Annotated in this window: 8 protein-coding genes; all 8 read left to right on the top strand. The window is 70.2% G+C overall.

Annotation, left to right across the window (positions count from 1 at the left end; all coding sequences use genetic code 11):
* Positions 1 to 405: alpha-glucosidase C-terminal domain-containing protein (locus AB0N07_RS22285; RefSeq protein ID WP_365837593.1), on the top strand; the 405-nt coding region annotated here is incomplete at its 5' end.
* Between the two features lie 25 nt (positions 406 to 430).
* Positions 431 to 2,155: a maltose alpha-D-glucosyltransferase gene (gene treS, locus AB0N07_RS22290; RefSeq protein WP_365837595.1), complete on the top strand. Its 1,725-nt coding sequence runs from the start codon at positions 431 to 433 to the stop codon at positions 2,153 to 2,155.
* Between the two features lie 22 nt (positions 2,156 to 2,177).
* On the top strand, positions 2,178 to 3,539 hold the full coding sequence (locus tag AB0N07_RS22295; protein WP_365837597.1) for a maltokinase: 1,362 nt from the start codon (positions 2,178 to 2,180) through the stop codon (positions 3,537 to 3,539).
* A gap of 4 nt (positions 3,540 to 3,543) precedes the next feature.
* Positions 3,544 to 5,754: a 1,4-alpha-glucan branching enzyme gene (gene glgB, locus AB0N07_RS22300; RefSeq protein WP_365837599.1), complete on the top strand. Its 2,211-nt coding sequence runs from the start codon at positions 3,544 to 3,546 to the stop codon at positions 5,752 to 5,754.
* Positions 5,755 to 5,818: 64 nt separating this feature from the next.
* Complete coding sequence (locus AB0N07_RS22305; RefSeq protein WP_365837601.1) at positions 5,819 to 6,907, top strand: glutamate--cysteine ligase; 1,089 nt, start codon at positions 5,819 to 5,821, stop codon at positions 6,905 to 6,907.
* Between the two features lie 124 nt (positions 6,908 to 7,031).
* Entirely contained in the window at positions 7,032 to 8,939 is a 1,908-nt protein-coding gene (locus tag AB0N07_RS22310; RefSeq protein ID WP_365837603.1) for an AMP-dependent synthetase/ligase, read from the top strand.
* A 234-nt stretch (positions 8,940 to 9,173) separates the two neighbouring features.
* A complete protein-coding gene (locus AB0N07_RS22315; protein WP_365837605.1) occupies positions 9,174 to 10,547 on the top strand; it encodes an NAD(P)/FAD-dependent oxidoreductase in 1,374 nt (457 codons plus the stop codon).
* Between the two features lie 79 nt (positions 10,548 to 10,626).
* Positions 10,627 to 12,870 (top strand): FUSC family protein, encoded by a 2,244-nt coding sequence (locus AB0N07_RS22320; RefSeq protein ID WP_365837607.1) that lies wholly within the window; start codon positions 10,627 to 10,629, stop codon positions 12,868 to 12,870.
* Positions 12,871 to 12,873: the final 3 nt, after the last annotated feature.

The following is a 12,873-nucleotide window of genomic DNA, read 5'->3' on the forward strand; positions in this document are numbered from 1 at the left end:
GAGAAGTACCAGCTGCGCCCGCGCGACTGGCAGACCGCCGAACGCGAAGGCCGCACCATCACCCCCCTCATCACCCGCCTCAACGCCATCCGACGGCGTCATCCGGCCCTTCAGCGCCTCAGGAACCTACGCTTCCACCACACCGACAACGACATGGTCATCGCGTACAGCAAGACCACGGGCCGGGACACGGTCCTCGTCGTCGTCAACCTCGACCCGCACCACACCCAGGAGGCCACGGTCTCGTTGGACATGCCGCAACTCGGTCTGGAGTGGCACGCATTCATGTCCGCGCACGACGAACTGACGGGTGAGACCTATCACTGGGGCAGAACCAACTATGTGCGCCTGGATCCCGGGCGGGCCCCGGCACACGTGCTCCACGTCCAGCAGTCGTCCGCGTAGCCACCGATCGGAGATTCAGAGCGCCATGACTGTCAACCAGCCCGTCCCGGACACCTTCGAGGACACTCCCGCCAAGGACCGGGACCCGGAGTGGTTCAAGCGTGCCGTCTTCTACGAGGTCCTCGTCCGTTCCTTCCAGGACAGCAACGGCGACGGCATCGGCGACCTCAAGGGCATCACCGCCAAGCTCGACTACCTGCAGTGGCTGGGCGTCGACTGCCTGTGGCTGCCGCCCTTCTTCAAGTCACCACTGCGCGACGGCGGCTACGACGTCTCCGACTACACCTCGGTCCTGCCCGAATTCGGTGACCTCGCCGACTTCGTCGAGTTCGTCGACGCCGCCCACCAGCGCGGCATGCGCGTGATCATCGACTTCGTCATGAACCACACCAGCGACCAGCACCCGTGGTTCCAGGAGTCGAGAAAAGACCCGGACGGCCCCTACGGCGACTATTACATGTGGGCCGACGACGACAAGCAGTATGCCGACGCGCGGATCATCTTCGTCGACACCGAGGTCTCCAACTGGACCTTCGACCCGGTCCGCGGGCAGTACTTCTTCCACCGCTTCTTCTCCCACCAGCCGGACCTCAACTACGAGAACCCGGCGGTGCAGGAGGAGATCCTGGCCGCCCTGCGCTTCTGGCTGGATCTGGGCATCGACGGCTTCCGCCTCGACGCCGTGCCCTATCTGTACGCGGCTGAGGGCACCAACTGCGAGAACCTGCCCGCCACCCACGCGTTCCTGAGGCGCGTCCGCCGCGAGATCGACGCGATGTATCCGGACACCGTGCTGCTGGCGGAGGCCAACCAGTGGCCGGAGGACGTCGTCGACTACTTCGGCGATTTCCAGAGCGGCGGCGACGAATGCCACATGGCATTCCACTTCCCCGTCATGCCCCGCATCTTCATGGCGGTACGACGGGAATCCCGCTACCCCGTCTCGGAAATCCTCGCCAAGACCCCCGCCATCCCCGCGGGCTGCCAGTGGGGCATCTTCCTGCGCAACCACGACGAGCTGACCCTGGAAATGGTCACCGACGAGGAACGCGACTACATGTGGGCGGAGTACGCGAAAGACCCGCGTATGCGCGCCAACATCGGCATCCGCCGCAGGCTCGCCCCGCTCCTCGACAACGACGAGAACCAGATCGAGCTGTTCACCGCCCTGCTCCTGTCGCTTCCCGGCTCGCCGATCCTCTACTACGGCGACGAGATCGGCATGGGCGACAACATCTGGCTCGGCGACCGGGACGCCGTACGCACCCCGATGCAGTGGACACCCGACCGGAATTCGGGCTTCTCGTCCTGCGATCCGGGTCGGCTGTTCCTGCCGACGATCATGGACCCCGTCTACGGCTACCAGGTCACCAACGTCGAGGCGTCGATGTCCGACCCGTCCTCGCTGCTGCACTGGACCCGCCGGATGATCGAGATCCGCAAGCAGAACCCGGCCTTCGGCCTCGGGTCCTACACCGAACTCCAGTCCTCCAACCCGGCGGTACTGGCCTTCCTGCGGGAGTACGGCGACGACCTGGTGCTGTGCGTGAACAACTTCTCCCGGTTCGCGCAGCCCACCGAGCTCGACCTGCGGGCCTACGACGGACGCCATCCCGTGGAGCTCATCGGCGGGGTGCGCTTCCCGGCCATCGGTGAGCTGCCGTACCTGCTGACCCTCGCCGGCCACGGCTTCTACTGGTTCCGGCTCACCCGAGTCGCATCCCGCATCGGCCGCCGCCCTCGAGCGTGAGGCGAGGAAAGGACGCGTCACCATGGCGAAGACCGCATCGCTCCGCCTCAGACCCAGCCCCGCCGCCGGGCCCATGGCCTCGCTCGCCGGGCTGCTGCGCGAGTGGCTGCCGCGGCAGCGCTGGTTCGCGGGCAAGGACCGCCCCGTCACGGACCTCGGGCTGCTGTCCATGACGGAGCTGTTCCCCGGCTGTCTGCACCTGCTGGTGCAGACCGGTCAGAGCGGCGTACCCGCGCCCAGCGGCGCCACGCCGGCCGGTGACTGCTACCAGTTGCTGCTCGGCGTGCGCCGGCACGTGTCGCCAAGGCTCGGACGGGCCCTGATCGGCAGGGCGGAGGAGGGCCCGCTGGCCGGTCTGACGGTGTACGACGCGCTGCAGGATCCCCGTTCGGCGCAGTTGCTCCTGGAGCGGCTGCGCCAGCCCGGTGCGGCGGGCCCACTGCGCTTCGAGGCCGATCCGTCCGTGCATGTGCCCGCCGGGCTGGTGCCGCGGGTGCTGGAGACCGAGCAGTCCAACTCCTCCCTGGTGTACGGCGACGAGTTCATCCTGAAGGTGTTCCGGCGCGTGCAGCCCGGCATCAACCCCGACCTGGAGGTGCCGAGCGCGCTGGCCGGGCAGGGCTGCGGCCGGGTGCCGGCGCCGGTGGCATGGTTCCGTACGACGCATCCGCAGCATGCGACGCTCGGTGTGCTGCAGCCGTTCCTGCCCGATGCCTCCGACGGCTGGGCGCTCGCCCTGCAGGCGCTCGCCGCCGGCGACGACTTCACCGTGCAGGCCCGCGAGCTGGGCCGGGCCACCGCCGAGGTGCATCTCGCGCTGGCGGCCGCCTTCCCGGCCGGGGCACACGACGAGAGCGTGCGGACGGCCGCGGCCATGACCGAGCGCCTGGACGCCGCGGCCCACTGCGTGCCGGCGCTGCGCCCGTATGTGCCCCGGCTGCGCACCGCCTTCGGCGCGCTCGTCGCCTGCGATCCGGGGCCGCCCGCCCAGCGCATCCACGGCGACCTGCACCTGGGTCAGGTGCTGCGGGCCGGCCGGGACTGGTTCGTCATCGACTTCGAGGGCGAGCCGTCCCGCCCGCTCGCCGAGCGGCGCAGCACCCAGTCCCCGGTGCGGGACATCGCGGGCATGCTGCGCTCCTTCGACTACGCCGCCCGCCAGCGCCGCCCGTGGCGCCCGGAGTGGGCGCGCCGCTGCCGCGAGGCCTACTGCGCGGGCTATGCCGAGCGGGCCGGCTGGGACCCGCGCAAGAAGCACGGACTGCTGCGTGCCTATGAGACCGATCGAGCCGTGTACGAGGTCCTGTACGAAGCCCGGCACCGGCCGGACTGGCTCCCCGTACCGATGGCGGCGATCGAGCGTCTCGCCGTAAGAGGAGGCTGAACCCGTGGCCCTGCGTGACACCTCACTGCCCGAGCCGTCCGGACCGCTCACCGCCGGATGCGCGAGTGCGCCTGCCCTGGATCCCGGCGAACGTGAACGTCTGCTCACCGGCCGGCACCACGACCCGCACGCGCTGCTGGGCGCCCACCCGGTCCCGGGCGGCATCGTCTTCCGGGCGCTGCGGCCCTACGCCCGCGCGGTGAGCGTCGTCGTCGACGGGATGCGGCGCCCGCTGGCCTCGGAGGGCGACGGCCTGTTCTCCGGAGTGCTGCCACTCGACGCGATCCCCGAGTACACGCTGCTGGTGCGGTACGCGGACGGTGAGCACGAGACGGCCGACCCGTACCGTTTCCTGCCCGCCCTCGGTGAGCTCGACCTTCATCTGATCCGCGAGGGCCGGCACGAGCAGCTGTGGAAGGCGCTCGGCGCCGAGCCCATGGAGCACGAGGGCGTGACGGGCACCCGGTTCACCGTGTGGGCGCCGAACGCCCAGGGGGTGCGGGTCGCCGGGGACTTCACCTGCTGGGACGGGACAGCGCTGCCGATGCGGTCCCTGGGCGCTTCGGGGGTGTGGGAGCTGTTCGTGCCCGGTATCGGGGAGGGCGCGCTGTACAAGTTCGAGATCACTTCCCGCTACGGCGGCCGTTTCCTCAAGGCCGACCCCATGGCGCGGTACGCGCAGGTCCCGCCGGACACGGCGTCGGTCGTGCACGCCTCGCACTACGAGTGGGGCGACGACGAATGGATGGCGCATCGCGGCGACCTCCCGGTGCACGAGGCACCCTTCTCGGTCTACGAGATCCATCTCCCGTCCTGGCGGCACGGGCTGACATACCGTCAACTCGCCGAGCAGCTGCCGGCCTACGTGAGCGGTATGGGATTCACCCATGTCGAGTTCATGCCAGTCGCCCAGCACCCCTTCGCCGGTTCCTGGGGCTACCAGGTCACCGGCTTCTATGCGCCGATGTCGCGGCTGGGTACGCCTGACGACTTCAAGTACCTGATCGACGCCCTGCACCGGGCCGGCATCGGTGTGATCATGGACTGGGTGCCCGCCCACTTCCCCAAGGACGACTGGGCGCTGGCGCGCTTCGACGGGGACCCGCTGTACGAACCGGGGGACTCGCGGCGGGCCGAGCACCCGGACTGGGGGACCTACGAGTTCGACTTCGGTCGCATTGAGGTGCGCAACTTCCTTGTGGCGAACGCTGTTTACTGGTGCGAAGAGTTCCATATCGACGGTCTGCGGGTGGATGCCGTGGCCTCCATGCTCTACCTGGACTACTCGCGCGACTCGGGCCAGTGGACGCCGAACGTGCACGGAGGGCGCGAGGACCTGGACGCGGTGGCCTTCCTGCAGGAGATGAACGCGACCGTGTACCGGCGGGCGCCCGGCGTGGTGACCATCGCGGAGGAGTCCACGGCGTGGGACGGGGTCACCCGCCCCACCGACAGCGGCGGGCTGGGCTTCGGCCTGAAGTGGAACATGGGCTGGATGCACGACTCCCTCGGCTACATGGAGCACGAGCCGGTGCACCGCAAGTACCACCACAACGAGATGACCTTCTCCATGGTGTATGCCTACAGCGAGAACTACGTCCTGCCCATCTCGCACGACGAAGTGGTGCACGGCAAGCAGGCGCTGGTGTCGAAGATGCCCGGCGACTGGTGGCAGCGACGCGCCAACCACCGGGCGTACCTCGGATTCATGTGGGCCCACCCCGGCAAGCAGCTCCTGTTCATGGGGCAGGAGTTCGCCCAGGGCTCCGAATGGTCCCAGGAGCACGGGCCGGACTGGTGGCTGGTCGACCCCGGTTACGGCGCCGAGCCCGACCATCGCGGGGTCCGAGACCTGGTGCGCGACCTCAACGCCGTATACCGCCGCACCCCTGCGCTGTGGCAGCAGGACACCCGGCCCTGCGGCTTCCAGTGGGTGATGGGGGACGCCGCCGAGGACAACGTCTTCGCGTTCCTGCGGTTCGCCACCGACGGCAGCCCGCTGCTCGCGGTCTCCAACTTCTCCCCCGTCGTGCGTCACGACTACCGCCTCTGGGCGCCCGACGAGATGCCCGCCTGGCGGGAGATCCTCAACACCGACGCCGTGCGCTACGGCGGCAGCGACGTCACCAACCCCGACGACGTCAAGGTGGAGGAGGGAAGGATCACGCTCACCCTGCCGCCGCTCGCCACCATCTGGCTGACTCCGTTGCTGTGACCGGCCGGGCGGGGTACCCGGTGCTCGTCGTAGCCGCAGCCCGGCCACAGAAAGGCGTCCTCACGTGCGCACCGTCGGAGTGGAGGAAGAACTCCTCCTCGTGGCCCCGGAGACGGGCGAGCCCAAGGCGTTGTCCGCCGCGGTGCTCGCCCGTGCGGCGCGGGACGGCACGTGCGAGGGCGTGTTCGAGAAAGAGCTGTACAACCAGATGCTGGAGTTCAACACGCATCCCCAGGCCGACATGGCGGACCTGAACGCGGAGATCGTGCGCTGTCGCCGGGAGGCCGCCCGGCACGCCGGGGAGATCGGTTGCACGGTGGCCGCGCTCGCCACCTCACCCCTGCCCGTCAGCCCCACCGTCACCAGGGGAAGCCGCTACCAGTGGATGGAGGAGCAGTACGGCATCGCCGTACAGCAGCAGCTCGTGCTCGGCTGTCACGTCCATGTGTCGGTCGACTCCGACGAGGAGGGCGTCGCGGTCATCGACCGCATCCGGCCCTGGCTGTCGGTGATCTCCGCGCTCAGCGCCAACTCCCCGTTCTGGCAGGGCAGGGACACCCTCTACAACAGCTATCGCAGCCGGGTGTGGCAGCGCTGGCCGTCGGCCGGACCCACCGAGGTCTTCGGCTCGGCCGAGCGCTACCACGGCCGGGTGGCGGACATGGTCGGCAGCGGGGTGATCCTCGACGAGGGGATGATCTACTTCGACGCGCGCCTGTCCCGGCAGTACCCGACCGTCGAGGTCCGGGTCGCGGACGTCTGCCTGCACGCCGGTACGGCGGCCCTCGTCGCCGCGCTGACCCGGGGGCTCGTGGAGACAGCCGCGCGGGAGTGGTGGGACGGCCACCCGCCCCTCGACCACAGTGTCAGCCTGCTGCGGCTGGCCGCCTGGCAGGCGGCCCGCTCCGGTCTCGCCGACGAGCTCCTGCACCCCGTGACCATGCGGCGGCAGTCCGCCGAGAGCGTGGTGCGGGCGCTGCTGGAACACATCGGCGGCGCACTCGCCGACAGTGGCGACCTGGAGCGTGCCCAGGAGACCTGCGTCCGGCTGCTCGAAGGAGGCACCGGCGCACAGGTTCAGCGTGAACTCCTGGCGCGCAACGGCAATCTGCGGGAGGTCGTCACGGGCTGCGTGCGCCACACCCAGGCCTGATCATCACGGATCCGCAACTTCGCAGGTTCCGGTCACCATCCGCACCCACCTGGGCTAGATTCGAGCACCGTCGACAACGGAACTCGTCGGCATGGTCACCCTCCGTACAGCTCAGGAGCAGCGCATGCGCGACTTCGCCCTCGCTCCCCCCACCGTCTCGCCCCTGACCGGCGGACTGGCCGACACCGTCTTCGACATGGCAGCCCTCAATCCCACCCTGCCGATGCTGGCGCGCCGCCCCACCCCGTCCTCCACCACCTGGGAGGAGCTGACCGCCGTGGAGGTGCGGGACGAGGTGGTCGATCTGGCCAAGGGGCTGGTCGCGTCCGGCATTTCGCCGGGCCACCGCGTCGCGATCATGGCGCGCACCCGGTACGAGTGGACCGTGCTCAGCCACGCCCTGTGGGCGGTCGGCGCCGAAGTCGTACCGCTCTATCCGACCTCCTCCCGCGATCAGGTGGAGTGGGTCCTGCGGGATGCGGGCTGCGTGGCCGTGGTGGTGGAGGACGAGCAGGCGGTGATGACGGTCGGCTCCGTGTGCGGGTCGCTGCCGCTGCTGCGCCACGTCTGGCAGTTGGACGCGGGGGCGCTGGGCGACCTGCGGGAGCGAGGCAGGTTCATCCCGCTGGCCACGGTCGACTCGCTGCGCCGCATCGTGCTGCCGGACTCCACGGCGGCCATCAGCTACACCTCCGGCACCACGGGCCGGGCACTGGGCTGTGCGCTCAGCCACCGCAACCTGGCGAGCACCTGCGACACACTGCTGACGGGCTGGGGCCACACCGTGATCCCGCCGGGCGAGCTGCAGGCCTCTGTGCTCGCCTTCCTGCCCTTCTCGCACGTCTACGGCCTTCTGGTGCAGACCCTGTGCATTCGCGGCGGCATGGTGATGGCACACGAGCCCGACATGAGCGAGGAAGCGCTCTCGGCGTCCCTGCTGTCCTTCCGGCCCACCTATCTGTGCGCGGTTCCCTCGCTCCTGGAGAAGATCTACAAGAACTTCCTGCGCGTCGCCCAGGAGGCGGGCCGCGGGGCGCTGTTCGAACGGGCGGCGGACACGGCACGCGACTTCGCCGCGGCGCTGGAGCGGCAACGGCTGGGCGGCGGTTCCGGGCCCGGTTTCGATCTGCGGCTGCAACACGCCCTGTTCGAGCGGACGGTGTACCGCAAGCTGCGCGCCGCGATCGGCGGCCGGGTGATGCGGGCATCGTCCGGCGGCTCGTCCCTCAGCCGTGAACTGACCCTCTTCTACGAGGGCATCGGCATCTATGTGAACGACGGGTACGGCCTGACGGAGGCCGCCGGCGGCGTCACCGCACAGCCGCTGGGCCGGGAGATGTCGGGAACCGTCGGGCAGGCGCTGCCGGGCAACGAGATCGCCGTGGCCGAGGACGGCGAGATCCTGGTCCGCGGCCCCTCGGTGTTCCAGGGCTACATCAACGCCGAGGCGGCGACGCGGGCCGTCCTGCGCGGCGGCTGGCTGGCCACCGGCGACCTCGGACGGATCGACGCCCAGGGCTATCTGACGATCACCGGCCGCAAGAAGGACATCATCGTCACCAGCAGCGGCAAGAACGTCGCCCCGGCCGCCCTGGAACAGCGGTTGAGGATGCATCCGCTGATCCACCAGGCGGTCGTCGTCGGCGACAACCGGCCCTGTGTGGGGGCGCTGATCACCCTGGATCCGAAGTTCCTGGCGTACTGGCGCGGTTCCCTGTCCTTGCAGAGCGACATGCCGAGCCGGGAGGCCCGCGAGGAGAATGCGCTGCGCGAGGAGATCGGGCGGGCCGTGGCCGCGGCCAACAGCGCCGTCTCGCGCTCGGAGTCGATCCGGGTCTTCCGGGTGCTGCCGGAGCAGTTCGACATGTCCAACGGGCTCATGACGCCGTCCATGAAGCTGCGCCGGGACGCCATCGTGCGGCACTACGCATTCGAGATCGACGCGATGTACCAGGCACGCACCCGAGCTCCCCGGCAGACCGTGCCGGACGAGCTGTCGAGCTGGGACGAGGCCGACAACGTGTTCCGCTGACCACCGGCTGAGCACAATCCCGCCATTTCCTGCGCAGTACGTGATCCAAAAGGTTCACTCCCGACCGGTGCGTTTCGGCACGCAGACGGGCATGGTGGTGCTCGACGCGTTCGTCTGCCTGCCGCACCCAGCTGGCGGAACGGCTGAGGCCACGGTGGGATCGATGTGGTGCAAGCAGCGATCCAGGGCATGCGAAGGGCGTTGGATGCAGACCGCCTGGAGCCGCAGAGAGGGATGAACACCGTGACACGACCCAGGATCCTGGTGGTTGGCGCAGGTTTCGCCGGCGTGGAGTGCGTACGCCGGCTGGAGCGGAAACTCGCGCCCGACGAAGCGGACGTCACCCTGGTGACGCCGTTCGCCTACCAGCTCTATCTGCCGCTGCTGCCCCAGGTCGCCTCCGGCGTGCTGACGCCCCAGTCGATCGCGGTCTCGCTGCGGCGCAGCAAGAAGTACCGCACCCGGATCATTCCGGGCGGGGCCATCGGCGTCGACCTGAAGGCCAAGGTCTGCGTCGTCCGCACGATCACCGACCAGATCGTCAACGAGCCGTACGACTACATCGTGCTGGCCCCCGGCAGTATCACCCGCACCTTCGACATCCCCGGGCTCACCGATCACGCGTACGGCATGAAGACGCTGGCCGAGGCCGCCTACATCCGCGACCACGTCATCTCCCAGCTCGACCTGGCCGACGCCAGCGACGACCCGGCGGAGCGCGCCTCGCGCCTGCAGTTCGTGGTGGTCGGCGGCGGATACGCCGGCACCGAGACCGCCGCCTGTCTGCAGAAGCTCACGCACGCCGCGGTCAAGCGCTACCCGCGCATCGACCCGGCGCTGATCAAGTGGCATCTCATCGACATCGCCCCGAAGCTGATGCCGGAGCTGGGCGACAAGCTCGGCCGCAGTGCGCAGGAGATCCTCAAGCGGCGCGGCATCGACGTCTCGCTGGGCGTCTCCATCGAGAAGGCGGGCCCCGAGGAGGTCACCTTCACCGACGGCCGGGTGATCCCCACCCGCACCCTGATCTGGACCGCCGGCGTCGTCGCGAGTCCCCTCATCGCCACACTCGGCGCGGAGACCGTGCGGGGCCGGCTCGCGGTCAACGCCGAGATGCAACTGCCGAGCCACGACGGCGTGTTCGCACTCGGCGACGCCGCAGCGGTGCCCGACAGGGCCAAGGACGACGAGGCGGCGGTCTGCCCGCCCACCGCGCAGCACGCGATGCGGCAGGGCAAGACGGTCGCCGACAACGTCATCGCGACCCTGCGCAACCAGCCCCTGACGCCGTACGTCCACAAGGACCTCGGTCTGGTCGTGGACCTCGGCGGCAGGGACGCCGTCTCCAAGCCGCTCGGCATCGAACTGCGCGGCCTGCCCGCCCAGGTCGCGGCCCGCGGCTACCACTGGGCGGCACTGCGCACCAACGTCGCCAAGGTCCGCGTCGCCACGAACTGGACGCTCAACGCGATCGCCGGCGACGACTTCGTCCGCACCGGCTTCCAGGCCCGCAAGCCGGCCAAACTGCACGACTTCGAGTACACCAACGCCTATCTGACGCCGGACGAGGTGCGGGCGCAGGTCGAGGGAACGGACCGCAGGGAGTGAGACGGGTGGCGCCGCTCCGGTCGCGCCGTGTCATGCTGAGATCCGGATCATGACGTGAAGCGGGAGTGAGTACGGCGGCGTGAGGGCAGCGGAAGGGTCGGTCCGGGCACGGCTGCGCGATCTCGTCGCGGCCTCGGATCCCGGGCTGCTGCGTCTGGCCGCCGGCCTGAGAACGGTCGGCGCCATCGCCCTCACGCTGGCCGTCCTCTCCGTGCTCGGCGCCGACGTGCGCCATCTGGTGGCGGGCGCCATCGCGGCGATGGTCTCCACCTTCGCCATCCGGGAGAAGCAGCGCGGCCCGCAGGCCGTCACGCTCGCGCTGGGCCTTGTGGTGGCGCTGGCCTCCGTGTCGCTGGGTGCGGTGCTGCACTCCCGGGTGGTGGGCGGCGACCTCTTCTTCGTGGCGCTCATCTTCTGCGCCGTCTACGCCCGCCGCTTCGGCGACCGCGGCACCACGCTCGGCCTGATCGGCTTCCAGGTCTACTTCATGTCCCTGTTCGTCGGGGCCACCGTGCCGGCGCTGCCGCAGCTGTGGGGCGTCGTGGCCGTCGCCGTCGCTTCCAGCGCCGTGGTGCGCTTCGCGCTCGTACCCGAGACGCCCGCGGGCATCCTGCAGCGACTGCGGGAGGCCTTCCGCGCCCGGCTGGCGCAACTGGTGACCGCACAGCTCGCTCTCCTCGACGCCGGGCCGGACGAGATCGACAAGGCGCTTCAGGACGTGCGCGACGGCACCGCCCGCCTCAACGAGACGGCCATGATGATCCAGGGGCGGCTGGAGGAGGGCACCGCCGACGAGGCCGTGGCCAGGCTCGTGCAGCGCCGCATCGCAGACGCCGAGATCGCCGCCGAACGCCTCGGGCTGCTGCTGCTGACCGCCCGTAGCGCCGAGCGGGCGGACACACTGACCCTGCACCTGCCGGGCGCGCCCGTCCCGCCGGGCGGCCGGCTGCCCGTACAGGACGAGTCGACCGCGACCCTGCGCCGCGACCTGGAGGCGCTGCGCCTGCTGGTCCTGCGGCCCGTCTCCGAGGACCTGGGAACCGGTCTGACCCGACTGCGCAACCGGCTTCTCGGCTACCGCGACGAGGAGAACCTGCCGAAGGCCTCCCCCGCCGTCCAGGACGTGTTCCGCGGTGTCGGAGAGGCCGCCCGCGCGGTGCTCGGGCTGCGGATCGCGCTCGGCGACCCGCAGGACGACTCGGACGACACCCCGTCGACGGCCCGCTCACGCGAGGAACTGGACGCCGAGGACGCCGCGATAGACGCGGGCGAGGAAGCCGCCGAGGAGACGCCGACGGGGCTCCAGCGGCCCACCACGCGCGCTGCCGTGCAGGTCGCGGTGGGCTCGGCGCTGGCTATCGTCGGCGGCGAGTTCCTCTCCAGCCAGCGCTGGTACTGGGCGGTGCTGACCTGCTGGATCGCGTTCATCAACACCGCCTCGACCGGAGAGATCCTGGTCAAGGGCTACCGGCGGCTGCTGGGCACGGTGCTCGGAGTGGTGGCCGGTCTGCTGCTCGCGGGGCTGGTCGGGCACCACACATGGACGGCGTTCGCGCTGGTGCTGCTGTGCGTGTTCGCCATGTTCTACACGGCGCCGCTGTCCTACACGCTGATGTCCTTCTTCGTCACCGCGGCGCTGGGCGTGCTGTACACGCTGCTGCACACCTACAGCCTGTCCGTGCTGGTGCTGCGGGTGGAGGAGACGGCGCTGGGGGCGGCCTGCGGGATCATCGCGGCGGCGTTCGTCCTGCCGGTGCACACCGACCGCCGTACCAACGACCTGCTGGTCACCACCCTGGACCGGCTCGCCGACGTCACCGAGGCCGCCGTCGACCAGCTCAGCGGTGGGGAACCGGCCGAGCTCCTCGACAAGGCGCGCGACCTCGACCAGGCGCTGGCCGACCTGCGCACCGCCACCCAGCCGCTCACCCACCCGGTCACTCCGCTGCGGGCCCGGCGCAACACCGCCCGCTTTGTCGTCGCGCTGCTGGAGACCTGCGCGTACCACGCGCGTTCACTGGCCGCGATGGCCGAGCTGCTGCCGACGCATCCCTCCATCGCGGCGGATCCGCGGCTGCGGCGGGCCGGCAAGCGCATCCTCGGCAACATCGGGACGATCGCCGCGCGTGTCGCCGACGAGCGGGCCGCCGTGGAGGTCGAGACGGGGGCGAGCATCGCCTCCCTGCTGGAGTCCGACCTGCCCGGCGGCTCCCGCTACGGCCGCATCACCGACCGGGTGCTGCGGCATCTTCAGCGCCTGGACGAGGCGGTGGTCGGCCTGGCCCGGCCGCTGAAGGTGCCGGTGGCGACGCCGAAGCGGTGAGCG

It is taken from the genome of Streptomyces sp. NPDC051172 (assembly GCF_040682555.1).
Classification (GTDB): Bacteria; Actinomycetota; Actinomycetes; order Streptomycetales; family Streptomycetaceae; genus Streptomyces.